We start from the raw sequence: 23,502 nt of genomic DNA, 5'->3' as shown, positions 1-23,502 counted from the left end.
GGTGTTTTCCTCATCAGTCACGGAGCGCGACCCCCGACTGGTCGGGGCACACCGCCGGTTCGGCGGCCGGCCCGGTCGGCAGACAGTCGGCGTACCTCGGGAGCAGGCCCTGGGCCTCGGCCTCCGCCAGACTGGGCGCGCTGGTGTCCCGCCCGGACAGGCGGTACTCCACATTGTGCGGCCAGGGCAGCCCGATCGCGGGGTCGAACGGATCGATCGCGTGCTCCAGCTCGGCCCGGTAAGCACTGCTCACGAGGTACGACATGACGGTGTCGTCCTCCAGCGCCAGGAAGGCGTGGGCGAGCCCGTCGGGGATGTACACGGCCCGGCAGGACTCCGAGTCCAGCGTGACGAGGTCCCACTGGCCGAAGGTGGGCGACCCCACCCGGATGTCCACGACGGCGTCCAGCGCCTGCCCCCGTGCGCAGTAGACGTACTTGACCTGACCCGGGGGAGTGGCCGTGAAGTGGAGCCCGCGCAGCACACCTTTGGCCGACCTGCTGTGGTTGGTCTGTGCCACGGGGAACCGGTGGCCGACCGCCGCGACGAACGCCTCGTCCTGCAACGGCGAGAAGAACAGCCCGCGGTGGTCGAGGTGGATGTCGGGGGTGAACTCGAATCCGCCGCCGACGGCGAGCTTTCGGGTACGCATCACGGATCACCTGCCCGCCGCGTCGTGCGCGGACAGCGCCGCGGGCCGCGTCCCGGGCCGCCGCTGCCGGATCGGTTCGGTGCGCCTCATGTCACTCACGTTTTCGCGCTCCCACCACGTTCGGAAACAAGTTCTTGCTTGCGGAGGCAGGCACAGCTCGTCGCGTACAGGGCACGGCCGTGTGTTCCGACCGGAGGACGGGCTGATCCCGGCTGTGTCTGCCTCAGTATGGTCCGCACCCATGTGGAAGATTCCCTAGTGCCGGAGCCGGAGGACCCCTGCCTGACGGCGGCCGCACGGTCAGACGACGGAGAGCTCGGGCAGCGGGAAGACCAGCTTGCCGCCGCCGGCCAGGAAGGCGCTCTCCCGCTCGATGAAGCCTTCCCGGTAGATCCAGGGGAGCACCAGCAGTTGGTCGGGGCGCCGGGACTTGGCCTCCTCCTCCGAGACGATGGGGATCCCCGTACCGGGCGTGAAGCAGCCGGACTTGTCCGCGTTGGGCTCGCCGATGCAGGGCAGATCGTCCTCGGTGAGCCCGCAGAACTGCAGGATGACATTGCCTTTGGTCGAAGCGCCGTACCCGAGGGTCACCTTGCCCGCCTTGCGCGAGTCGTCGAGGAAGTCACGAAGGCGGTCGCGATAGTCATGGACGCGCTTGGCGAACGCTTCGAACGGCGCCATGGTGTCCAGCCCGAGGGCGGTCTCCCTGGCGCGGACGGCAGCCAGCCCCGCCTCGTCGACGGGGTAGCGGCCGGGCCGCTTGGCGAGGGTCACACAGAGGCTGCCGCCGTACACCTCGGTGAGCTCGGCCTTGAGGACGGTGAATCCGACGCGCTCGGCCATCCACTCGATCTGCCGCAGCGCGTAGTACTCCAGGTGCTCATGGCACACCACGTCGTAGGCGGTGCCTTCGAGCATCGCCGGCAGATAGCTCTGCTCCATCACCCAGACGCCGTCGTCGTCGAGGACGTCGTACACGTCCTGCATGAACGCCATCGGCCGCGGCAGGTCGTAGAACATCGCGATGGAGGTGACGACCTTCGCACGGCGCGAGCCGAACCGTTCGGTGAACTGGTCTCGGGAGAAGAAGTCGGGGATCAGTTCGGCGTGCGGCGGGTAGTACTCGCGGAACTTCGGCCCGGTCGGGTCGATGCCGACCAGTGTCGGGCCGGGGGTCGGGTAGCCGCGCAGCAGCGTGGAGTCATTGCTGCCGATGTCCACCACCAGATCGCCGGGACCGGGGCCGACCAGGTCGGTGATCGCCGCGACCTTGTGGTGGAGATGCTGGACCATGAACGGGCGTATGCCGGAGCGGTAGCCGTAGTTGTCCCCGTACATCAGCCCGAAGTCGGCGGTGTGGCGGAGCTGGACGAGGCCGCAGCCGTCCGGTGAGCACGTGACCAGTTCCAGGGGGACCGTGGGCACCGCCTCGTCCCGGGTACGGGGAAAGGTGCCGGTGAGAGCCTGTGGGCCCAGGTCGAGAACCGGCAGCAGGGTGCGGTTGCCGCAGACACGGCAGTCATCGATGATCATGGATTCTCCAGGTCGCGTTCCACCATCGGCTGGACCGGATCGGAACCGGCGCCGTGATCCCACGCCAGGCGCGGTGAGCCCCGCCAGGTATCTGCCGGCGACCTTAATGCCGACGTCCCGGGGCACCGCGACTCCGGATCACAATTCTGGGAAATGCTCCAGAACCCGCGTGCCGGGGCCACTGTGCCGACGGGCCGGGTGGCAAGCGCTGCGTCCCTGGTCAGCCCCGGCTGTGCCGCCGCTGCCACTGCGGGGACGGGGCGCCTTGTCCGCTGGTCCGTGCGAGCTGTTGCTTGACTGTGCAACTCGGTAGGTATCAGGGTCGGTCGAGCTCCAGAGGCGCGGACTCCTCGGAGAGCTACCCGATCCGGCACGGGCGGGCGGCAACAGACGACTCAAGGAGCAGCGGTGGCTGCACTGCCTGAAGAGACCGAGTTGGCACAAGACAGCAATCGGAGGGAGGAGACCGCGGCCCGCCGGCAGTTCGCGTTGACGTTGCTCTGTGATGTCGTTCTTCCCGTGGGGCTCTACTACGTACTGCGCAGCGCGGGCTCCAGCGAACTGGTGTCGCTGCTGATCAGCGCCGCCGCGCCGGCACTCAGCACCGGATACTCCATCGTCAGACAGCGCAGGGTCGACAGCGTCGGCGTCTTCGTGCTCGCCATCCTCGTGCTCGCCGGGCTGGGTTCCCTCCTTTCCGGCAGCCCGCGCCTGGCCTTGGCCAGAGGCGGCTGGTTCACCGGACTGATCGCGCTGTGGATCCTCGCGACCCTGTACACCTCCCGTCCGTTCGCCTACCGGGCACTCAAGAGCTTGCTCCCGGGCAAGTCGGGGAAGCTGGAAGGGTATTGGCACGCCGATCCGCAATTCCGCCGTGTCTGGCGCGGTCTGACGGTGCTGTGGGGATGCGGGCTGCTGGTCGACGCGGCGCTCCGGGTGATCATGGCGTACGCCCTGCCCGTCGATTCGGTGCCGGCGCTCGACGGTGTGCTGTATTTCGTGACCTACATCGTGCTGCAGGTGATCACGCACATCATCCTGCACAGGACCGGTGTGTTTCGCCTGCTCTTCCCCGGACGGGGGAAGGGGAAGCCGGCCAGATCAGGGGCAGCCGCGGAGACGAAGGACAACGGGACGGCCTGAGAGGAGCAGGCGCCCGGCCGGTGACCGGTCACAGCGCACCGCGCCGCGTGACCGCGCAGGCCCCGGGGCGCTCTGCTGCGCCACCGGTCCGGTTCCCCCACAGCTGAGAACCGGGGAAACGCCCAGACTTCCGCCGCATCGGGCCGACAGGCCTTGTGCTGGTGGTCCGGGCCCACTGGATAGTGGCGGCAGCAAGTGTTTCCCGGTCCGCTCGGACGACGGTGCCGGCCGTGGCGCGGCCGGACCGGTCCACCGGAAAGGATCAGAACGATGAGTTCACCCACTGCGGACGATGGCCTGTGGTGCCGGCGCTTCCACCCCGCCCCGGACGCGGGCCGGCGCCTGGTGTGTTTCCCGCACGCCGGCGGTTCCGCGAGTTTCTACCACCCCGTCTCGGCCGCGCTCAGCCCCGGCGTGGACGTGATCGCCGTGCAGTACCCCGGGCGGCAGGACCGCCGCCGGGAACCGGCGATCGACGACATCCGCCTCCTGGCGGACCGGATCGCCGATGCGCTGGGAGCCTGGTCCGACCGGCCGTTGACCTTCTTCGGCCACAGCATGGGCGCGCTGGTGGCCTTCGAGGTGGCACGGCGGCTGGAACGCCACGGGGACGGCCCCCTGCGGCTGTTCGCCTCCGGGCGCAGGGCGCCGTCCATGTACCGCGATGAGCAGGTGCACCGGCGGGACGACGACGGCATCGTCGCCGAGCTGCGGGCGATGAGCGGAACCGACTCGCGGGTCCTCGACGACGACGAGATGCTGCGGATGGTGCTGCCCGCGCTCCGCAGCGACTACAAGGCCGTCGAGACCTACCGGAGCGAGCCCGCGGCCGTCGTGCGCTGCCCAGTCACCGTGCTCGTCGGGGACGACGACCCCAAGACATCCCTCGACGAAGCCCGGTCCTGGGACGCGCACACCACCGGCGACTTCGAAGTGCGGGTCTTTCCCGGCGGGCACTTCTACCTGGCCGACCGGCCGGAAGAGGTGATGACCGTGCTCAGCGACCACTTCACCTCTGCGGCTCTCCCCCACCATGCGTAGGGGCCGCCGCGCTGCCCCGACCGAGCCACCCTGGAGCCCTGACAGACATGTCTGAACCGCTACTCACCGCGTCGGCCACGCCCGCACCGCGCACCGGGCGACGGCCCAGGGTCGGTCATATCGACTTCCTCAACTGCCTGCCGCTGTTCTGGGGGCTGGCCAGAAGCGGCGGTCTGCTCGACCTGGACCTGAGGAAGGACAGCCCGGATGCCCTGAGCGACGCACTCGTCGCCGGCACGCTCGACATCGGGCCGATCAGCCTCCTCGAATTCCTCAAGCACGCCGATGATCTGGTGGCGCTGCCGGACATCGCCGTGGGCAGCGACGGCCCCGTGGAGTCCTGCCTGATCGTCAGCCAGGTCCCGCTGGACCAGCTGGACGGCGAACCCGTCGCCCTCGGATCCACCAGCCGGACCTCGGTCCGCCTCGCCGAGTTGCTGTTCGCGGAGTCGGTCGGCGTCCGGCCCGAGTACTTCGTCTGCCCTCCGGACCTCGCGGCAATGATGCAGCAGGCACGAGCGGCCGTCGTCATCGGTGACGCCGCCCTGCGGGCCTCCCTGCACGACGCACCCCGGCTCGGTCTGCAGGTGCACGACCTGGGGCGGATGTGGCGCGACCTGACCGGACTGCCCTTCGTCTTCGCCGTCTTCGCCGCCCGCAAGGACTTCCTCGCCAGGGAGCCGGAGACCGTCCACCGCGTACACGCCGACCTGCTGGCGTCCCGCGATCTGTCCCTCGCCGAGGTCAAGGAGGTCTGCGAACAGGCCGCCCGGTGGGAGGCGTTCGACGCACGGACGCTGGAGCACTACTACACCACCGCCCTCGACTTCAGCCTCGGTGAGCGGCAGCTCGCCGGAATCGCGGAATTCGCCCGCAGGGTGGGCGGCGGACTGGCCGGCTTCCCGCCGGACGTCCGCGTCCGGCTGCTGGGCAGCGAAGCAATCAGCATGTGACATCACCAGCAACAAGCCCGAAGCACACCCGGAAAGGCCGTCGACATGCCCCGACCGTCCGAAGCCACCGAGCGTGGCCTCCAGTCCGTACTGGACCGTGCCGCCAAGGGCGGCAGGGTGACCCCCGAAGAGGCGCTGGACCTCTACCGCTCCGCTCCGCTGCACGCGCTGGGCAAGGCCGCCGACGCCGTGCGCCGCCGTCGCTACGCCGGTACCGAGCACATCGCGACGTACATCATCGAACGCAACATCAACTACACCAATGTGTGCGTGACGGCCTGCAGGTTCTGTGCCTTCTACGCCGCGCCCAAGGACACCGCCAAGGGCTGGACGCGCGACCTCGACGACATCCTGCGCCGCTGCGCGGAGACCGTCGAACTGGGCGGCACCCAGATCATGTTCCAGGGCGGCCACCACCCCGACTACGGCGTCGAGTACTACGAGGAGCACTTCTCCGCCATCAAGAAGGCCTTCCCGCAGCTGGTCATCCACTCCCTCGGCGCCTCCGAGGTCGAGCACATGGCCCGGATCTCCAAGGTGTCCGTCGAGGAGGCGATCCAGCGCATCCACGCCGCCGGCCTCGACTCCTTCGCGGGCGCCGGTGCCGAGCTGCTGCCGGCGCGCCCCCGTAAGGCCATCGCTCCGCTGAAGGAGTCCGGTGAGCGCTGGCTGGAGATCATGGAGGCGGCCCATGAGCTGGGTGTGGAGTCGACCTCCACGATGCTGATGGGCACCGGCGAGACCAACGCCGAGCGGATCGAGCACATCCGCATGATCCGCGACGTCCAGGACCGTACGGGCGGCTTCCGCGCCTTCATCCCGTACACCTACCAGCCGGAGAACAACCACCTGAAGGGCCAGACCCAGGCGACGGTCTTCGAGTATCTGCGCATGCTCGCCATTGCGCGGATCTTCCTGGACAACGTCCCGCACATCCAGGGGTCCTGGCTGACCACAGGTAAGGAGGCCGGACAGCTTTCCCTGCACTACGGCGCCGACGACCTCGGCTCGGTGATGCTAGAGGAGAACGTGGTCTCCTCGGCCGGCGCCAAGCACCGCTCGGACCGTATGGAACTGCTGCAGCTGATCCGGTCGGCCGAACGGGTCCCGGCGCAGCGCGACACGACCTACCAGCACCTGGTCGTGCACGACGACCCGGCCAACGACCCGGTCGACGACCATGTCGTCTCCCACTTGTCCTCGACAGCCCTGGACGGCCCGGACGACGCGAGGAGCCATCCCGAGCTGAAGGTGATCGGGGCGAGCTGACCGGCTCAGCTTTCCTCGCCACTCGTCCCGTAGCCCCCTCCCACGCGGTGACCGGATCACTCGGCTGATCCGGTCACCGCCGTGCTGTGTCCAGGCCGGCGGACGCCCCATGCCATCGGATCGCCGCGTCAGAGCGGCAGACCGGACACTCCGGCGGCGCGGCCCACGCCGAAGGGCCATCCACCCACCCCGGCCGACCGGACCCATGCCGACAGGCCGGTTCCCGAAAGCACCTTCCGGGAACCAGCCTGTTCGCTGCGTGTCCTGCGTGTCCTGCGGGCCCGCCGGCCCCGGTCAGGCCGACTCGGCCTCCGGCCCGTAGACCTCCACCGCGTCCTTGACACGCCGTACGTGAATGCACTCGCCCGGACATTCCTTGGCCGAGTCCGCGACATCCCGGATCAGATCCAGGGGCAGCGGCACGGTCGCCCGGGGCTCCTGGCGCAACTCGTCGTCCTCACCCTTCACATAGGCGAGACCGTCGATGTCCAGCTCGAAGACCTCCGGCACGTACTCCACGCAGATGCCGTCTCCGGTGCACAGGTCCTGGTCGATCCAGACCTCGAGTTTGTCGTCGTTCACGTTCGCGTTGGTGGACATACCGCCTGCCTGCCGATCGTGGTCTTGGTCTTGGTCTTCGTCTGTGGTTTCGGGCGCTCGGGCCGGCGGGCCTCAGACCCGCATGGGCTGCGGCGACTCGCGGCGGTCCGGGTCCGGGCCCGGGTACTCGCGGATGGTCTCGTAGCGGGTGTTGCGCTCGACGGGGCGGAAGCCGGCGTCCCGGATCAGTTCGAGAATGTCCTCGCGGGTCAGCTTGTCCGGTGTGCCGAAGTCATCCGCGTCGTGCGTGATCTTGTACTCGACCACCGAGCCGTCCATATCGTCCGCCCCGTGGTTCAGAGCCAGTTGGGCCGTGGATACCCCGTGCATGACCCAGAAGACCTTGACGTGCGGGACGTTGTCGAAGAGGAGGCGGGAGACCGCGAAGGTCTTCAGGGCCTCCGCGCCCGATGCCATGGTGGTCCGGGCCTGGAGCTTGTTGCGGACCTTGCCGTCCTGCATGTCCACGAAGTCGTGCTGGTAGCGCAGCGGGATGAAGACCTGGAAGCCGCCGGTCTCGTCCTGGAGCTCACGCAGCCGCAGCACGTGGTCGACACGGTGGCGGGGCTCCTCGATGTGCCCGTAGAGCATCGTCGAGGGGGTCTTGAGGCCCTTTTCGTGGGCGAGGCGGTGGATGCGCGACCAGTCTTCCCAGTGGGTGCGGTGGTCGACGATGTGCTGCCGGACCTCCCAGTCGAAGATCTCGGCGCCGCCGCCGGTCAGCGACTCCAGGCCGGCGTCGATCAGCTCGTCGAGGATCTCGGAGGCGGAGAGCCCGGAGATGGTCTCGAAGTGGTGGATCTCGGTGGCGGTGAAGGCCTTGAGGGAGACGTGCGGCAGCGCCTTCTTCAGCTCACTGAGCGAGCGCGGGTAGTAGCGCCACGGCAGGGTCGGGTGCAGGCCGTTGACGATGTGCAGTTCGGTGAGGTTGTCGTTCTCCATCGCCTTGGCGAGGCGGACGGCCTCCTCGATGCGCATCGTGTACGCGTCCTTCTCGCCCGGCTTGCGCTGGAAGGAGCAGTAGGCGCACGACGCGGTGCACACATTGGTCATGTTGAGATGACGGTTGACGTTGAAGTGCACGACATCGCCGTTCTTGCGCGTCCGCACCTCATGAGCCAGCCCGCCCAGCCATGCCAGGTCGTCGCACCCGTAGAGGGCGATACCGTCCTCGCGGGACAGCCGCTCTCCCGCACCGACCTTCTCCTCCAGCTCACGCTTGAGTCCTGCGTCCATCCCCAACTACCTTCCTCAGTGCTTGACCCTGGCTGAAAAGTGCTCTCAGGCGCTGATGGCATCGCCTCAGTGGATTCCTTCGGGAGCCGCCCGGGAGACCTGCAACGTCTGCACATTCGCCACTCCGTCGCAGGGCCGGCCGGACGAGGTGAAGGAAGGCGCACGCGGATCTGCGGGAGCCGGTCTGCCGCCCGTGTCACCCCGCCGGACCGGCACAGGGGTGACAGTCCGACACGGCAACGCCGACGGCCCCTCTCATACTCGCCGAGGCCACTATGGGGAAATCCCCATACCTACAACGGGTTTGCTGGTAGGCACGGCGCCGGAACCCCGCGCCGACAGCCCGAACGAGCCCCGGAGCGGACCCATGACCCAGCGGCTGACGATCGCGCACTCACCGTGCCCCAATGACACCTTCGCGTTCCACGCCTGGACACACGGGTTGCTTCCGGAGGCTCCCGGACTCGCGGTGACCCTCGCGGACATCGACGTCACCAACGGCCTCGCGGAACGCGGCGGTGCGGATCTGCTCAAGATCTCCTACGCGGCCCTGCCGTATGTGCTGGACGAGTATGTGCTGCTGCCGTGCGGCGGCGCGCTGGGCCATGGCTGCGGGCCACTGGTCCTCACCCGGTCCGAGGACGGCCCGGCCGGCTCCGGCCCGGAGTGGCTGGCGGGGCGGCGCGTGGCGGTGCCCGGCGTGCGCTCGACCGCGTATCTGCTGTTCCGCCTGTGGGCGGCGCGGGCCGTGCCGGGCGGAGTGGGGGACATCGTGGTGATGCCCTTCGACGAGATCATGCCCGCGGTCCGGGACGGCCGGGCCGACGCGGGGCTCGTCATCCACGAGGCCCGCTTCACCTTCCGGCAATACGGGCTGCACCGCCTCGCCGACATGGGCGAGGAGTGGGAGACCGGCACCGGCCGGCCGATCCCGCTCGGGGCGATCGTCGCCAGAAGGGACCTCGGAGAGGAACAGCTGAGGGCGGTGGCCCACGCTGCCGCCGACTCCGTCCGCTTCGCTTGGGACAACCCGTCGGCATCCCGTCCCTATGTCCTTGAGCATGCCCAGGAGATGGCCCCGGACGTGATCGAGCAGCACATCGGGCTGTATGTGAACGACTACACCGCCGACCTCGGCGAGGACGGATACGCGGCGGTGCGGGAGTTGCTCGGCAGGGCCGCCGCCGAGGGCCTCGTCCCGGCCGTCACCCCCGGCGCACTGGACTTCCCGGGCGCCGGCTAAGGGCCTGGCGTCACACCGGGGCCCCTGCCCGGTCCGCTACCCCTCGACGGTCACCGGCACGGCCTGCGCGCGGACCGCATCGACGAGTTCCATCGTGGCGACCGCGTCCTGCCGCCACCGGGCCTCCCGGGGCGAGGCCGCAGCGCCACCGGCGGCCACGGCAGCGGCGAACCCGGCGAGCGACCCGTTCAGCTGGTCCGCCGGCGGGAGCGTGAATTTCTCGACATGGTCCTGTTCCTCCAGCACCAGCACCGGCTGGTACCCGGCCGGCGGGGTGAACGCCCGGCCCACCGTGAGCTTCGCCGCCTCGCCCCACAGGGAATAGGACGAACCGTAGGCGTGCTCGAAGCCGAACTCGACGCTCGCCAGCACGCCGGACGGTGACACCAGCAGCGCCTGGCCGGACAGATCGAGCCCGTCGGACTGCCGCACCCGCGCCGTGGCGCCCGCCACCCGCAGCCCGGGACCCAGCAGCATCGCGGCCGCCCGCAGCGGATACACCCCCGCATCGAGGAGCGCCCCGCCACCGAGACCGGGCACATACCGGATGTCCTCCGTGGGCAGCGGTGGGAAGCAGAAGGCACCGCGGAAGGAGCGCAGTCCTCCGAGCCGCCCTTCGGCGATCAGGGCCGCGACCGCGTCATGCTGCGGATGGTGCAGGAACATGAAGTTCTCCCGCAGCACCAGGTCACGGTCCTCGGCCAGCGTCACCACGGCACGGGCCTCGGCGGCCGTTGTGGCGATCGGCTTCTCGACCAGTACGTGCTTGCCCGCGTGCAGCGCCCGGGCCGCCCATTCGCCGTGCAGTGACGGCGGCAGGGAGATGTAGACGGCGTCGATGTCGTCGCGTTCCAGGAGTGCTGTCAGGGAGGAGCCGGCGCAGCCGAACCGGTCGGCGAACCGCCGCGAGCGCTCCGGGCTGCGGCCGCCCACCGCGACCAGTTCGGTCTGCGGGCAGGCCGCCATCGCCGGCAGCACACGTCGCCATCCGAAGGACGAGGTACCCAACGCGCCGAAGCGCACCGGTCTCGCCGCGGCAGTGTCCACGGCCTCACGACCGGGATCCTGGCCGGTATGTGCGGACAGCGGCTGTGGGGGAGTGCTTCGCTGGGCGGTCACGGAGTCATCCAATGGAATTCCTCGGATACGGAGGCGGGGCGGTCTGCGCCACGCCGGTGATCGATGGGCGGTCTGTGGCCACGGGACGGCGGGCCTGCCCGACCAGCCGGCCCGGGGAATCAGCCCCAGGTCACGGGCAGTTCGTACACGCCGTAGTGCATCGCGGTCTCCCGCAGCGGCACCTGCTCGGCGGGCATCGCGAGTCGCAGGTCCGGGAAGCGGTCGAACAGCTTCTGGAAGCCGATGCGCAGCGAGGCCCTCGCGAGGTGCTGCCCTAGACACTGGTGGATCCCGAAGCCGAAGGCCAGATGCCGGCGCGACGGGCGGTCGATGTCGAAGGCGTCCGCGTTCTCGAAGTAGCGCGGATCGCGGTTGGCCGACGGCAGCGACAGCACCACCGTCTGGCCGGCCTTGATGGTCCTGCCGTCGATCTCGACATCCTCCAGCGCCACCCGGCTCGCCCCGAAGTGAGAGATCGTCAGATAGCGCAGCAGCTCCTCGACGGTGTTCTCCATCAGCTCCGGCCGCTCCCGCACCTTCGCCAGCTGCTCGGGGTGCTCCAGCAGCGCGAAGGTGCCCAGCGCGAACATGTTGGGAGTGGTGTCCAGCGCACCGCCGATGGCGATCCAGGCGATGTTGAACATCTCCTGTTCGGTGAGCTCCCCGGTCGCGATGAGCTGACCGAGCAGGTCAGCACTCGGATCGCCGGCGAACCGCTCGGCCATCATCCGCTCCAGCGTCGCATTGAGCGCGGAGTTGTGATGGATGAACTCGTCGAGGGTGTAGTTGATCCCCATGATGACGGAGAAGTGCTCCGCCAGGGCTGCCAGATCGCTCTCCGCCACCCCCATGATGGAGCAGGTGGACCTGGCGGAGATCTGCTCCGCGAAGACCTTCACCAGGTCCACCGGGGGCTCCATCGCGGCCATTTCGTCGAGTACACCGTCGATGATCCGTGCCAGCGTGGGCTCGTACTGCTGGATCTTGCGTACGGTGAAGAAGCCGGTCAGCAGCCGGCGGTACCGGGTGTGTTCCGGAGCGTCCATCCGCACGAAGTTGCCCGGCGCGGACGGCTCGGGGGAGTAGTCCTCCACGGGGAACGGCGGCGAGTGCACCAGCGCCAGCAGCTCGCTGCGGTGGCTGAAGCGCGGGTCCGTCATGATCTGGCGGATGTGATCATGCCGGGTGACCAGCCAGCCGTTCTTCTCGCGCGGCGCCAGCTCGAAGGTCACCGGGCTGATCGGGTCCTCCTCGCGCAGCCGGGCGTATTCGGCTGCCGGATCGAAAGGGCAGGTGCGTTTGTACGGGATCACCGGCGCGTTCGGCTCGTAAACCATGACTCCTCCGTTGCTGTTGGTGGCCACTGGGGCGCCGCGCTCGGAGCCCGTGCGCAGCGGGGGCCGCACCGGACAGGGCGGCCGTCGCAGACCGAAGACTTCGGTCCGGTCCGGTCCGGTGCGGGAAGCGGGAAGCGGGAAGCGGGACGCTCGGCGCCGTGCCACACGGCGGGCGGTGGCCGGTCGAGCATGCGGTCGAGGGCAGGTCCGCACTACGAGGCGTGCGAGCGGCGCCCCAGGGCAGTGGTGAATGCCATGGCGACTCCCCTTTCGGTGTGGCCCGAGCCCGATGACAGCCACAGCCCAGCACGGACCGGTGAGAGGGAGCCAGCCCGGTGGGGGAACTCTAGGGAATTGCCGGTCAGGGGCGGTCTGGTGGAACGGCGCCGGGAGGGTGCCTTGGCGGCCCAGTCGGCCGGGCGATCCCCCGGACCCGCCGGAGCACTCCGGCGACGCCGGCCGGTTCCCGTGCATGCTCCGTCCGCACCTACGGGTTCCGGGGCCGTGCGGCGGATGGCGGCACTGTGGACGGATCGCAGAATTCCAGCGTGCCGTTGTGTCTCCAGCGTCCGAGCCTGCCGGAAGCCAGCACCGGCGCAGTGTCCTCGGCCAGGCACGCCCCGTCTGCGCTGCGAATGCTGCCGTAGGGCAAGGACGGCCCCGTGGCACGGACTTTGCCTCCGCAGGCGAACGCCCACCACATCGCGGGCAGTGTCGTCGTGCGGACGGGAGGATGGTGCACGATCACCCCGTCGTGCGCACCGCCGACCCGGCGGATCCTTGCGGACAGCGTCTGCTGCCATGCGCGATGGTCGGTCAGATAGCCGCTGACCCCCTGGCGGTCCGCATCGGAGACCAGCAGGTAGGCGGCTTCGGTGTGTCCGGAACGCGGCAGCGAGGGGTCCGGCCGCTGGGCGGTGATCTTGCTCCAGGTGGCCGGGTCGTCCAGTACCCAGGACATGAGGCGGTAGCTCCACAGCGGGCGGGTCACGGTGCTGCACAGCACCACCCGGGCCCCGCTGACCTCTGTGATCCGGTCGAGCCGCGCACCGCGCAACGCCGAGGGGAGGGGGACGCACACCCCTCCGGCCTTCAGCACCGCAAGCTGGGCCACCACCGCCTGCCGGTGGCCGGCGCAGTGGACGATCACCGGGTCGCCCAACTGCACTCCGCCGCGTACCAGCGCCGACGCCAACTGTGCGGCCCGGTTTTCGGCTTCGCCGTAGGACAGGTGGTGGTGCCCTTCCTGGACGGCTCTGGCCATCGGGAACCTGCGGGCAGTGCTGGTGAACAGGTCGTCAAGGGTGAGCGGCAGGGGCTGCGGAAGGCGCCGCCGGGACGCCCCCGGCTGCAGGTGTCCGGCCCTGCTGCCGTCGGACAGTGTCTGTTGAGCGACCACTTCGTCCCTCTTTCGTGTCGGCCCCACGAAGAACATCCGAGTGACCTCCGCGCGGAAATCCTGGTGCGCAGTCATGGCCCGACCCGGTCACATACCTCCACAGCAGAGGCCGGGAGGGGGAGCTGCTGTCGGCCGCGGTGGAAACGGACGGGCCGGCGCGAGCGCGGACGATCGGCCTTCCGGACATCGGGGCTGCGGTGCCCGCGTCAGCGGCAGCCTTCCCACCGGGACGAACCCTCGCCCGACCGACAGCTTCACCGCACCGTTGGAGGCCGACAAGGCCGAGGGGACGGAACTAGGAGAATTGCCGGTAGTCCGGCCACGCCGGAGCCCATCGGGGTGTCGGCCGGTTCCGAGCAGGAGTGAGGACGCCCGACACGCACCCTCGCCACGGCCGCCGCGCGACCGGCCGGTCTCGCGGCATTCCGTGACCGGGGTCCCGTCGCACTCGACAGACGCCGCGGGGCGGGCGGGAGTTTGACGACCGGGCCCGGCTGCCGCCGTTGGTGTCAGAGGGGGGCGGCGCCTTGCGTGGTGTGTGGAGTGAGAGGGCGGGGGAGGGCAGGGTCGGCGTGGGCACCGGTCCTGTGTCCGGCCGGAGGTTTCCGTACCCCGTCGGCCGGCCGCTCGGCCGGGACGCCCCGGGCGCGAACGGCTGCACGCGGCCCGTTCGGGGCGGCCGGCTGTGCCAGGGCGGAGCCTGAACCAGTGGAGCGCGAGGCGAAGGGCGTGGGTCGTGGGTGTCGGTTTCACAGAAGGGTCGACGTCGGTGACGGTAGCGGCGTCGGCGGTGCCGGAGCGTGTCGTGCTGGCTGCCCGTCCGCAGGCGGCGCTGCGCCTGTATTGTGTGCCGCCCGCCGGGGCCGGCCCGGACTGCTATCTGCGCTGGGCGCCGTTGCTGCCGCCCTGGGTCGAGCCGTGTTCCGTGGCGCTGCCCGGCCGTGGCACACGCGCCGCGGAACCCTCGCTGACCGACCCCGCGTATCTGAGCGCCCGGCTTGCCGCGGTACTCGACGACTGGACCGACCCCCGCCCGTTCGCGGTCTTCGGACACAGCGCGGGCGCGCTGCTGGCCTACGAGGCGACCCGCCATCTGCGGCGCACCCACGGCCGGCTGCCCTCGCTGCTGGCGATGTCCTCACTGTCGGCCCCGCATATCGACGCCTACAGCGCGGGCCTGCCGCCGCGGCTGACCGCCGGGCTGGAAGGCATCCGCGAACTCGTCGGCCCGATCCCCGACCAACTGCTCGCCGACGCCCGCCTGATGGCCGCTGCCTGCACCCCGCTGCTGGCCGACTGTCTGCTGCTCCTGCACTACCGGCACCGCCCCGAGCCGCCCCTCGACGTGCCCTTGGCCCTCTACGGCGGTGAACACGACCCCGTCACCAGCGTGCAGGACCTCCAGGCATGGAACGACCTGGTCACCACACCGGCCCCGACCCAGCTCTTCCCCGGCGGGCACACCTACCTGCAGACGGAGACGAAAGCACTGGTCGGCCATCTCGCCGGCACTCTCGACGCCGCCCTCAACCGCCCCGTGGCGACGGCATGACGGCCGACGCGCCGGACCGCACGCCGGACCGCACGCCGGTCGCACCCGGGCGCCGCGTGGGAGCGGCCGCCGTGGTGTGCCTGGGCCTGTTCATGCTCGGCCTGGATCTGACGGTCCTCAATGTCGCGGTGCCCGACCTGCAGGGCGGACTCAACACCTCCACCGCGCAGGTCCAGTGGATCGTCGACGGCTACGCCCTGGTCCTGGGCGGAACGGTGCTGGCCGTGGGGGCCTTCACCGACGCCTGGGGCCGACGGCGTTCCTTCGTCTGCGGTGTGGCGGTCTGTGCGGGGGCCTCGCTGGGCGGCGCGGTGGCCGCGCAGCCCTGGCAGGTGATCGCCGCGCGCTGCACCATGGGGGCCGGGGCCGCGTTGCTGATGCCGGCGACGCTGGCGGTCCTCCACCATCTGTTCCCCGAGGCCCAGTTGCGCAGCCGGGCGATCGCCGCGTGGGCAGCGGTCGGCGGCATGGGCGGCCTGTGCGGTCCGGTCATCGGTGGCTGGCTGGTGGAGCACTTCTCCTGGCGCGCCGCCTTCTGGATCAATCTGCCGCCGGCCGCCGTCATCATCGTCCTGGCCCTGCTCCTGGTGCCCGAGTCCCATGCGCGGCGGCGGGCCGGCTTCGATGTGCCCGGTGCCGCCCTGTCCGCCGCGGGGCTGCTGGTCCTGGTGTGGTCGATCACCGAGAGCCCGCACCGCGGCTGGACCAGCCCGGCCGCCCTGACCGGATTCGCCGCCGCCGCCCTGCTGCTCGCCGCCTTCGTCCGCCGGCAGCTGCACGCGCCCGCACCGATGCTCCCGTTGTCCCTGCTGCGGGTGCCGGCCATCGGGGTGGCCGCGGCGGCCCTGGCGCTGATGTCCTTCGCCATGTTCGGGGCGCTGTTCGTGCTGACCCTCTACCTCCAGGGGGTGCTGGGCTTCAGCCCCTGGCAGGCCGGAGTGCGGACGCTGCCCCTGCCCGCCGGACTGGCCCTCGGCGCGGTGTGTGCCGTACCCGTACGGGCACGGCTGGGCGGCCGGATCCCCGTCGTGGGCGGTCTGGCCCTGGTGTCGGCCGGTTTCGCCATCCTGGCGACCACCACCCCCGACTCCGACTACCCGCACTGCGCGGCCTTCCAGCTGGTGGCGGGCGTCGGCGCCGGACTGGTGGCGGCAGCGGCCACCGAATCGGTGATGGGCTCGGTCGCCACCGAAAGAGCCGGACTCGGCTCGGCCATCAACGACGCCACCCGCCAGGTCGGCTCCGCCCTCGGGGTGGCGGTCCAGGGCTCCCTGCTCGCGGCCGTCTTCACCTCCCGGCTCTCCACCTCCCTCACCGATCTGCACGCCCCTGCGCCGGTGGCCGCGGCGGCCCGGCACAGCATGCTGTCCGTCCCCGCACAGGCCATGCGCCTGCCCGGCCCGTTGCGCAGCAGCGTGCTGTCCGCCGCACGAAGAGCCTTCACGGACGCCATGACGCTGACCGCCATCGTCGCCGGAGTCGTCACCCTGCTCACCGCCGCGGCCGCCGCCCGCTGGCTCGGCCGGCCGGACCGCCCCCACGGTGCGTCATCCGACGGCCGTGCCCGGCTCCGTGGACCGCAGCCGACGCCCAGGGAAGAAGAGCGTCCGGCGCTATAGAGCGATAAGTCACTCGTTCGGAGGTGCCTTCATGACCCTGGCCCGGGGACACGGTCGGCGACAGTAGAGCGCGAGAACGACCCCTGCGCACCGGCCCCCGGTGCCGGCCGCCCCCGCCCGCCTGGAGCCACGATGAACGCCCCGTCCGCACCCGCACATCCCACGGTGCCCCGGGCTCCTGCGGCGCGGACCCGCGGTTCCTGTCCGCGGTCCCTGGAGGGTGTCCGCAAAGTCCCGTCTGGCTCGCGACGCTCCCCCAGCTCCGCTGGGAGGTGCACCCAGGCAGGCACGCTCGCGCCCGGACAGCGCCCCGCCCACGGCGGCGGCCGGCACCACCACCCCAACCGAAGGAGTCACCCGTGCCCACCAGTGCAGAGCTGATCACCAGCACCCTCACCGAGACCTTCGACCTCGACCCCGCCGAGGTCACCCCCGAGCGCACCTTCGAGGACCTGGGCCTGGACTCCCTCGCGCTCGTCGAGATGGGCCTGATGCTGCAGGAGCGCACCGGGATCTCCCTGGACGACGTTCCGCTGCGGACGACCATCGGCGAACTCGCCGCGCTGATGGACAGCGGTACGGCCGACAAGGCCCTGACCACCGCGCCGAACAGCAGCAGCTGATGCCCGGTCAGTGCCGTGAGGTCGCCGTCACCGGGCTGGGCATCATCAGCCCGGCCGGGATCGGCGCACGGGCCACCTGGGACACCCTGCTCACCGGCCGGTCCACCGCCACCCGGGACCCGGGGCTCGTGGGGCTGCCGGTGGACATCTCCTGCCAGGTGCCCGACTTCGACACCGCACGCCTGGTCGGCCGGAAAGCCGCCTGGCGGCTGGACCGGTTCGTCGCCATGGCCCTCCTCGCCGCCCGGCACGCCGTCGCCGACGCCGGCCTCAACCCCACCGAGTGGGACGCCTCGCGCGTCGGAGTGGTCATGGGTACGGGCACCGGAAGCATGGAACGCTATGTCACCGAGTTCGCCAAGCTCGCGGCCGGCCGCCCGCTGGACATCTCGCCCCTCGCCATCACCCGCAGCGTGCCCAACATGGCGGCCGCCGAGATCGCCCTCGACCTGACGGCCACCGGGCCCAACTTCGCGGTCTCCACCGCCTGCGCCTCCGGCAGCAGCGCCCTCGGCATCGCCCGCGACCTGCTGCGCGCCGGAACCTGCGACCTCGTGCTGGCCGGCGGCGCGGAATCCGCCCGCCACCCCATCCCCGCGGCCTGCTTCCACCGCATGGGCGCACTGTCCCGGCGTACGGAGGACCCGGCGGGCGCCGGCCGGCCCTTCGACGCCGCACGCGACGGTTTCGTCCTCTCCGAAGGCGCCGCCGTCCTGGTGCTGGAACGCCCCGAGCACGCCCGCGCCCGCGGTGCGAGTCCGCGCGCGCAGCTGGTCGGTTACGGGGCGAGCTGCGACGCGTTCCACTACGCCGCTCCCGACCCCGAGGGCCGGGGCGCCGCGGCCGCCCTCACCGCCGCCCTGGCCGACGCAGGCCTGGCGCCCGGGGACATCGACCACATCAATGCGCACGGCACCGGAACCCGCCTGAACGACCTGGCGGAAGCCAGGGCCCTGCACACCGTCTTCGCCGAGCCCCCCGCCGTCACCTCCCTCAAGGGCGCGCTCGGCCACGCCATCGGCGCGGCGGGCGCCATCGAGGCGGCCGTCACGGTCATGAGCCTCCAACAGGACACCATCCCGCCCACCGCCAACCACGAGGACCCCGACCTCGATATCGACCTGGACATCGTGGCCAAGGCACCCCGCCAGACGCCCCTGTCCGCCGCCGCCAGCACGTCCTTCGGCTTCGGCGGCCAGAACGCCGCCCTTGTCTTCCGGTCCGCCTGACCCGCGGGCCGGGCCGTGTACGGCCGCAGTGACCGGGCACCACGAGCCCGCCGAGCGTCGCCGACGGACCTCCGCGGGCCGCTCCGACCTCCGCCGACCGACGCGGACGAGAGGAATCACGATGCGCCGTCGTACCGGGGCAACCGCCCCCCTCGCGCTGCGCGATGCCGGCCCGCCGCCGTCCGGCTGCCCGTCCGGGAACGTCCTTCCGGGCCGTGCCGACATCTGCTCAGGCGGCCTCGGGCCGGACACCGTCGATGCGGATGTGCCGGCCGCCGTGGGCCGGATGCTCGTCGGCGTCCTCGGGGAGCAGGTCGCGCGGGCGGCCGAGATCGAGGGCACCTTCGCACGGGATGTGGCCGCGCGGGTCGCGCGCTTCACCCTGGAAGGGGGCAAGCGCACCCGCTCCCAGTTCCTGTGGTGGGGGCTTCGGTCCTGCGAGGACCGGCCGGGCGCCTGTGCCGTGGAGCCGGCACTCCGGGTGTCCGCCGCCGTCGAACTCATCCAGACCTGTGCGCTCATCCACGACGACGCGATGGACCGGTCACCGCTGCGCCGCGGCAGACCCGCGGTCCACGCCGAATTCGCCGGCCAGTACGCGACGCCGGGCACCGCGGAAGCGGCCGGGCGGTTCGGCACCTCCGCCGCCGTACTCGCCGGTGATCTCGCCCTCGCCTGGGCGGATGACACGGTCGCCGGTGCGGAACTCGGCGCGGAGACCGGTCCGCGAGTGCGGAACATCTGGCGGGCGATGCGGATGGAAATGGTGGCCGGCCAGTATCTCGACCTGTACGGCCAGATCGCCGGCTCCCGTTCCGCGGCGCTGGCCGTCCGTACCGCGTACCTCAAGAGCGCGCGCTACTCGGTGGAGCGGCCGCTCGCGCTCGGCGCGGCCCTGGCCGGTGCTGATGAGGACACCACCCGGGCCCTGTGTGCTGCCGGCCGCTGTGCCGGGGTCGCCTTCCAGTTCCAGGACGACCTGTTGGGGGTGTTCGGGGACCAGGACCGGACCGGCAAACCGTCCGGCGGCGACATCCGGGAGGGCAAGCTCACCTATCTGCTGGCGGTCGGCCGGGCCCGCGCCATGGAGTGCGGTGACCGGGCCGCCCTCAAGCTCCTCGACCGCTGTGTCGGCGACAGCGAACTGGACGCCGCGGATCTGGAGCGGGTACGCGCCGTCCTCGTCGCCACCGGTGCCCTCGACCTCGTCGAACTGCGCATCCACCGGCTGGTCGCGCGCAGCATCCGCCATCTGGCCGCGGCCGCCCTGGAACCCACCGCGGCCGCCCGGCTGCGCAGCCTCTTCGCTTCCGTCGCCGGCCTCCGCACCGCCACCGTCCGGCGCCCGGCACCCGACGGAGTCACCTCGTCCGTACCCGCCGGGGTGGCCGAAAGGGGCACCGTATGAGAACCGTCAAGGGCCCCACCGACCACGTGGTGGTGGTCGGCGCCGGTCTCTCCGGGCTGTCCGCCGCGCTGCATCTGCTCGGCGCCGGCCGGCGGGTGACGGTCGTCGAGCGTGCGACGCTGCCCGGCGGCCGGGCCGGCCGGATCGAGAGCCACGGCTACCGCATCGACACCGGCCCGACCGTGCTGACCATGCCGGACCTCATCGATGAGGCGTTCGCCGCGGTCGGCGAACGGCTCACCGACCGGCTGGAGCTGCGGGCCCTGCACCCGGCGTACCGCGCCCAGTTCGCCGACGGCAGCGAGCTGGACGTCCACACCGACGCGGAGGCCATGGAGGCCGAGGTCGAACGGTTCGCCGGGCCCCGGGCCGCCGACGGCTACCGGCGGCTGCGCCGCTGGCTGCAGCAGCTGTACGCGGTCCAGCGCCACCGCTTCATCGACACCAACTTCGACTCACCGCTGCAGCTGATGCACCCGGACCTGGTCCGCCTCGCCGCACTCGGCGGATTCGGCCGGCTCGACGACCGGATCGGCCGCTTCCTGCCCGACGCCCGGCTGCGCCGGGTCTTCTCCTTCCAGGCGCTGTATGCCGGGGTCCCGCCCGCGCGCGCCCTGGCCGCCTACGCCGTCATCGCCTACATGGACACCGTCGCCGGGGTGTACTTCCCCCGCGGCGGCATGTACGCCCTGCCCCGGGCGATGGCGGACGCGGCCGCCGACGCCGGTGCCGCCTTCCGCTACGGCCACCACGTCACCCGGCTGGAACGCACCGGCGACCGGATCACGGCGGTGGTCACCGCGCACGAGCGCATCCCCTGTGACGCGGTGGTGCTCACCCCCGACCTGCCGGTCGTCCACCGGCTGCTCGGCCGGCGGCCCCGCCGCCCGGTCCGGCTCCGCCATGCGCCGTCCGCGGTGATCCTGCACGCCGGCACCGACCGGACCTGGCCGCGTCTGGCGCACCACACGATCTCCTTCGGCGCCGCCTGGGAGCGGACCTTCGAGGAACTCACCCGCACCGGTCAGCTGATGAGCGACCCCTCCCTGCTGCTCACCCGCCCCACCGCGTCCGACCCGCAACTCGCGCCGCCGGGGCGCCACTTGCACTACATCCTGGCGCCCTGCCCCAACACCGACACCGGCCCCGGGGCGGGGGAGTGGCGCGACCTCGCCCCCCGGTACCGCGACAGCCTGCTCGCCGTCCTCGAACGCCGGGGCCTCACCGGCATCGGCGCCGCCATCGAGGAGTACCGCATGGTCACCCCGGCCGACTGGACCGCACAGGGGCTCGCCGCCGGGACGCCGTTCTCGGCCGCACACACCTTTGCGCAGACCGGTCCCTTCCGCCCCCGCAACCTCGTACGCGGCACGGAGAACGCCGTACTGGCGGGCTGTGGCACCACCCCGGGCGTCGGCGTCCCCACCGTCCTGATCTCCGGCAAGCTCGCCGCGGCCCGGATCACCGGCCTGCGGTCCCCTCGCTCCACCGCCGGTTCGTCCCGCCCCGCCACGAGAGGCATCCCGGCATGACCGCACGCGAACTGGACGCCGCAGGCGTCACCGACCCCCGGCTCCGCGAGGCCTACGCCCACTGCCGCCGGCTCAACGCCCGGCACGGCAAGACCTACTTCCTCGCCACCCGGCTGCTGCCCGCGGGACGCCGGCCGGCCGTACACGCCCTGTACGGCTTCGCCCGCTGGGCCGACGACATCGTCGACGACCCCGCCACCGGTCACACCACCGCGGACCGCGCACGCGCGCTCGACGCCCTCCAGCACTGCCTCGACGACGGCTTGCGGGGTGGCGCGAGCGCCGAGCCGGTGGTGCGCGCGGTGGCACACACCGCCGCCGTGTACGGCATCGACCACCGGCACTTCGCGGACTTCATGACGTCCATGCGCAGCGATCTGACGGTGACGGACTATCCGACCTACGCGGATCTGCGGCGCTATATGCACGGCTCCGCCGCGGTGATGGGGCTGCAGATGCTGCCGGTGCTCGGCACCGTCGTACCGCAGGAGGAAGCCGTGCCGCACGCCGCGGCCCTCGGTATCGCCTTCCAGCTCACCAACTTCCTGCGCGATGTCGGCGAAGACCTCGACCGGGGCCGCGTCTACCTCCCTGCCGACCTGCTCGCGGCGCACGGCGTCGACCGCGCACTGCTCCGGTGGAGCCGCGACACCGGCCTCCCTGACCCGCGGATCACCGCGGCCCTGGCGGCGGCCGCCGAGCTCACCCGCGGTGTCTACCGCGAGGCGGCACCCGGCCTCGCCATGCTCGACCCGGTCTCTCGCCCGTGCATCCGCACCGCGTTCGTCCTCTACGGCGCCATCCTCGACGCCGTGCGCGACGACGGGTACGCCGTGCTGCACCGCCGCGCCGTGGTCTCCCGCCGGCGCCGCGCGGCCACCGCCCTCGGCGGACTGGCCCGTCTCGCCGCCGCTCACGCCACCGCCCGGCCGCCCGGTGTGCGGCGTGGCGGAGTGCCGCACTGTGCGCAGGAGGAAACACCGTGACCCAGGAGGCCCGCCGTCCCCCGCGCCTTCCGCTCCGGCTGCGCCGCAGACCCGAGCCCTGGGATCACCAGCGCCCCACCTGGCGCGACGCAAAACCCGCGCGCATCGCCGAGGCCGTCAAGGCCGCACTCGCGCGGCCGTCCGGCAACTGGTTCGTCCTCGGCGCGGCCCGCGACATCGGCGCGGACCGTGCCGTCGGCCGTACCGTCGCCGGGGTCGAGGTGGTCGCCTGGCGGGACGCCGCAGGGCGCCTGGTCGCCGGCCCCGGGGCGTGCCCGCACCTCGGCGCGCCCCTCGCTCAGGGGCCCGTGCGCTGTGGCATCCTCCGCTGCCGGTGGCACGGACTCGCCCTGGACGGTGCCCCGTTCGCCGGCTGGGAGCCCTTCCCTGCCCACGACGACGGACTGCTGGCCTGGGTACGGCTCGACGAGGCGGGCGGCGAACGTCCGCTGCCACAGCCCCTGCTCCCCGCCCGGCCGAAGGCGGCGGGAGCCGTCGCCACCGTCTACACCGCCACCGGCGGCTGTGAACCCGAGGACGTGGTGGCCAACCGCCTCGATCCCTGGCACGGTGCCTGGTTCCACCCCTACTCCTTCGTCGACCTCACCGTGCTCGACACCCCGGCGGAGCACGGGGGGAAACCGTCCGACGGCCTCACCGTCGAGGTCTCCTTCAAGGTCGCCGGACGCGCGGTGGTGCCGGTCACGGCGCTGTTCACCGCCCCCGGGCCCCGTACGGTGGTGATGCGCATCCTGGCAGGCGAGGGGCAGGGGTCCGTGGTGGAAACCCATGCCACGCCCCTGGGCCCGGACGACCGGGGTCGCCCGCGCACCGCGGTCGTCGAAGCGATCGTCGCCACCTCCCGGCGCCCCGGATTCGCCCTGGCGCGTGCGGCCGCGCCCGCCCTGCGTCCGCTGATGCGTGCCGCCGCGCGACGGCTGTGGCGGGACGATCTGGCCTATGCCGAGCGCCGCTGGGAACTGCGCAGCAGCGGACGCCATCCGGGATGACACGGGCCGGCGGCCGGG

Annotated in this window: 20 protein-coding genes; 13 read left to right on the top strand and 7 right to left on the bottom strand. The window is 71.6% G+C overall.

Features of this window, described 5'->3' with window-relative positions:
- Window positions 1-13: 13 nt before the first annotated feature.
- Window positions 14-652: a dTDP-4-dehydrorhamnose 3,5-epimerase family protein gene (locus SLV14N_RS02295; protein ID WP_263267793.1), complete on the bottom strand. Its 639-nt coding sequence runs from the start codon at window positions 650-652 to the stop codon at window positions 14-16.
- A 300-nt stretch (window positions 653-952) separates the two neighbouring features.
- Window positions 953-2,185: a class I SAM-dependent methyltransferase gene (locus SLV14N_RS02290; RefSeq protein ID WP_208679485.1), complete on the bottom strand. Its 1,233-nt coding sequence runs from the start codon at window positions 2,183-2,185 to the stop codon at window positions 953-955.
- 408 nt (window positions 2,186-2,593) lie between these two features.
- Here SLV14N_RS02290 and SLV14N_RS02285 point away from each other — a divergent pair, with 408 nt between their 5' ends.
- From SLV14N_RS02285 to mqnC, 4 genes are all read left to right on the top strand, one after another.
- The gene (locus SLV14N_RS02285; protein ID WP_263267791.1) at window positions 2,594-3,328 is read left to right on the top strand and encodes a VC0807 family protein; all 735 of its coding nucleotides are present in this window, start codon (window positions 2,594-2,596) and stop codon (window positions 3,326-3,328) included.
- 270 nt (window positions 3,329-3,598) lie between these two features.
- Window positions 3,599-4,369, top strand: coding sequence for a thioesterase II family protein (locus SLV14N_RS02280; RefSeq protein ID WP_263267790.1), 771 nt, complete (start codon window positions 3,599-3,601; stop codon window positions 4,367-4,369).
- 47 nt (window positions 4,370-4,416) lie between these two features.
- The gene (locus tag SLV14N_RS02275) at window positions 4,417-5,322 is read left to right on the top strand and encodes a menaquinone biosynthetic enzyme MqnA/MqnD family protein (protein ID WP_263267789.1); all 906 of its coding nucleotides are present in this window, start codon (window positions 4,417-4,419) and stop codon (window positions 5,320-5,322) included.
- A gap of 45 nt (window positions 5,323-5,367) precedes the next feature.
- The gene (mqnC, locus tag SLV14N_RS02270; protein WP_263267787.1) at window positions 5,368-6,591 is read left to right on the top strand and encodes a cyclic dehypoxanthinyl futalosine synthase; all 1,224 of its coding nucleotides are present in this window, start codon (window positions 5,368-5,370) and stop codon (window positions 6,589-6,591) included.
- Between the two features lie 294 nt (window positions 6,592-6,885).
- Here the strand turns inward: mqnC and SLV14N_RS02265 are convergent, their stop codons facing one another.
- Complete coding sequence (locus SLV14N_RS02265) at window positions 6,886-7,191, bottom strand: ferredoxin (RefSeq protein WP_208679478.1); 306 nt, start codon at window positions 7,189-7,191, stop codon at window positions 6,886-6,888.
- 72 nt (window positions 7,192-7,263) lie between these two features.
- The gene (gene mqnE, locus SLV14N_RS02260) at window positions 7,264-8,427 is read right to left on the bottom strand and encodes an aminofutalosine synthase MqnE (protein ID WP_263267785.1); all 1,164 of its coding nucleotides are present in this window, start codon (window positions 8,425-8,427) and stop codon (window positions 7,264-7,266) included.
- 367 nt (window positions 8,428-8,794) lie between these two features.
- Between mqnE and SLV14N_RS02255 the strand changes: the two genes are divergently transcribed.
- On the top strand, window positions 8,795-9,670 hold the full coding sequence (locus SLV14N_RS02255; protein WP_263267784.1) for a menaquinone biosynthesis family protein: 876 nt from the start codon (window positions 8,795-8,797) through the stop codon (window positions 9,668-9,670).
- Between the two features lie 36 nt (window positions 9,671-9,706).
- Here SLV14N_RS02255 and SLV14N_RS02250 read toward each other — a convergent pair whose 3' ends face one another.
- The 3 genes from SLV14N_RS02250 to SLV14N_RS02240 all read right to left on the bottom strand — a co-directional run bounded on the left by SLV14N_RS02250 (window position 9,707) and on the right by SLV14N_RS02240 (window position 13,600).
- Window positions 9,707-10,789, bottom strand: coding sequence for a Gfo/Idh/MocA family protein (locus tag SLV14N_RS02250; RefSeq protein ID WP_263267782.1), 1,083 nt, complete (start codon window positions 10,787-10,789; stop codon window positions 9,707-9,709).
- A 119-nt stretch (window positions 10,790-10,908) separates the two neighbouring features.
- Window positions 10,909-12,126 carry a cytochrome P450 gene (locus SLV14N_RS02245; RefSeq protein ID WP_208679476.1) on the bottom strand — a complete coding sequence of 406 codons (1,218 nt, stop codon included), beginning with the start codon at window positions 12,124-12,126 and terminating at the stop codon, window positions 10,909-10,911.
- 487 nt (window positions 12,127-12,613) lie between these two features.
- A complete protein-coding gene (locus SLV14N_RS02240; RefSeq protein ID WP_263267781.1) occupies window positions 12,614-13,600 on the bottom strand; it encodes a class I adenylate-forming enzyme family protein in 987 nt (328 codons plus the stop codon).
- A 694-nt stretch (window positions 13,601-14,294) separates the two neighbouring features.
- On the opposite strand from SLV14N_RS02240, the gene SLV14N_RS02235 reads away from it, so the two are divergent.
- The 8 genes from SLV14N_RS02235 (at window position 14,295) to SLV14N_RS02200 (ending at window position 23,484) form a co-directional block, all read left to right on the top strand.
- Entirely contained in the window at window positions 14,295-15,077 is a 783-nt protein-coding gene (locus SLV14N_RS02235) for a thioesterase II family protein (protein ID WP_208679474.1), read from the top strand.
- On the top strand, window positions 15,074-16,696 hold the full coding sequence (locus SLV14N_RS02230) for an MFS transporter (RefSeq protein WP_259670063.1): 1,623 nt from the start codon (window positions 15,074-15,076) through the stop codon (window positions 16,694-16,696). Before SLV14N_RS02235 ends, SLV14N_RS02230 begins: the two co-directional genes overlap by 4 nt.
- Before the next feature lie 359 nt (window positions 16,697-17,055).
- Window positions 17,056-17,319 (top strand): acyl carrier protein, encoded by a 264-nt coding sequence (locus tag SLV14N_RS02225; RefSeq protein ID WP_208679473.1) that lies wholly within the window; start codon window positions 17,056-17,058, stop codon window positions 17,317-17,319.
- Window positions 17,319-18,548, top strand: coding sequence for a beta-ketoacyl synthase (locus SLV14N_RS02220; protein ID WP_263267779.1), 1,230 nt, complete (start codon window positions 17,319-17,321; stop codon window positions 18,546-18,548). The genes SLV14N_RS02225 and SLV14N_RS02220 overlap by 1 nt, the downstream gene beginning before the upstream one ends.
- A 121-nt stretch (window positions 18,549-18,669) precedes the next feature.
- On the top strand, window positions 18,670-19,956 hold the full coding sequence (locus SLV14N_RS02215; RefSeq protein ID WP_208679471.1) for a polyprenyl synthetase family protein: 1,287 nt from the start codon (window positions 18,670-18,672) through the stop codon (window positions 19,954-19,956).
- Window positions 19,953-21,488 carry a phytoene desaturase family protein gene (gene crtI / locus SLV14N_RS02210; protein ID WP_263267777.1) on the top strand — a complete coding sequence of 512 codons (1,536 nt, stop codon included), beginning with the start codon at window positions 19,953-19,955 and terminating at the stop codon, window positions 21,486-21,488. Before SLV14N_RS02215 ends, crtI begins: the two co-directional genes overlap by 4 nt.
- A complete protein-coding gene (locus SLV14N_RS02205; RefSeq protein WP_263267775.1) occupies window positions 21,485-22,474 on the top strand; it encodes a phytoene/squalene synthase family protein in 990 nt (329 codons plus the stop codon). Before crtI ends, SLV14N_RS02205 begins: the two co-directional genes overlap by 4 nt.
- Window positions 22,471-23,484, top strand: a complete 1,014-nt coding sequence (locus tag SLV14N_RS02200; protein ID WP_263267774.1) for a Rieske (2Fe-2S) protein — start codon at window positions 22,471-22,473, stop codon at window positions 23,482-23,484. Before SLV14N_RS02205 ends, SLV14N_RS02200 begins: the two co-directional genes overlap by 4 nt.
- Window positions 23,485-23,502: the final 18 nt, after the last annotated feature.

The organism is Streptomyces sp. Je 1-4 4N24 (genome assembly GCF_026239515.1).
GTDB lineage: Bacteria > Actinomycetota > Actinomycetes > Streptomycetales > Streptomycetaceae > Streptomyces > Streptomyces nigrescens.
This window is presented reverse-complemented; position numbering and strand designations above follow the sequence as displayed.

Excerpts from the sequence above, each read along its gene's own strand:
- SLV14N_RS02275 (WP_263267789.1), top strand. The coding sequence starts at position 4,417 with ATGTCTGAACCGCTACTCACCGCGTCGGCCACGCCCGCACCGCGCACC.
- SLV14N_RS02215 (WP_208679471.1), top strand. The coding sequence starts at position 18,670 with ATGCGCCGTCGTACCGGGGCAACCGCCCCCCTCGCGCTGCGCGATGCC.
- SLV14N_RS02265 (WP_208679478.1), bottom strand. The coding sequence starts at position 7,191 with ATGTCCACCAACGCGAACGTGAACGACGACAAACTCGAGGTCTGGATC.
- SLV14N_RS02280 (WP_263267790.1), top strand. The coding sequence starts at position 3,599 with ATGAGTTCACCCACTGCGGACGATGGCCTGTGGTGCCGGCGCTTCCAC.
- SLV14N_RS02295 (WP_263267793.1), bottom strand. The coding sequence starts at position 652 with ATGCGTACCCGAAAGCTCGCCGTCGGCGGCGGATTCGAGTTCACCCCC.
- mqnC (WP_263267787.1), top strand. The coding sequence starts at position 5,368 with ATGCCCCGACCGTCCGAAGCCACCGAGCGTGGCCTCCAGTCCGTACTG.
- mqnE (WP_263267785.1), bottom strand. The coding sequence starts at position 8,427 with ATGGACGCAGGACTCAAGCGTGAGCTGGAGGAGAAGGTCGGTGCGGGA.
- SLV14N_RS02245 (WP_208679476.1), bottom strand. The coding sequence starts at position 12,126 with ATGGTTTACGAGCCGAACGCGCCGGTGATCCCGTACAAACGCACCTGC.
- crtI (WP_263267777.1), top strand. The coding sequence starts at position 19,953 with ATGAGAACCGTCAAGGGCCCCACCGACCACGTGGTGGTGGTCGGCGCC.
- SLV14N_RS02220 (WP_263267779.1), top strand. The coding sequence starts at position 17,319 with ATGCCCGGTCAGTGCCGTGAGGTCGCCGTCACCGGGCTGGGCATCATC.
- SLV14N_RS02240 (WP_263267781.1), bottom strand. The coding sequence starts at position 13,600 with ATGACTGCGCACCAGGATTTCCGCGCGGAGGTCACTCGGATGTTCTTC.
- SLV14N_RS02290 (WP_208679485.1), bottom strand. The coding sequence starts at position 2,185 with ATGATCATCGATGACTGCCGTGTCTGCGGCAACCGCACCCTGCTGCCG.
- SLV14N_RS02255 (WP_263267784.1), top strand. The coding sequence starts at position 8,795 with ATGACCCAGCGGCTGACGATCGCGCACTCACCGTGCCCCAATGACACC.
- SLV14N_RS02230 (WP_259670063.1), top strand. The coding sequence starts at position 15,074 with ATGACGGCCGACGCGCCGGACCGCACGCCGGACCGCACGCCGGTCGCA.
- SLV14N_RS02205 (WP_263267775.1), top strand. The coding sequence starts at position 21,485 with ATGACCGCACGCGAACTGGACGCCGCAGGCGTCACCGACCCCCGGCTC.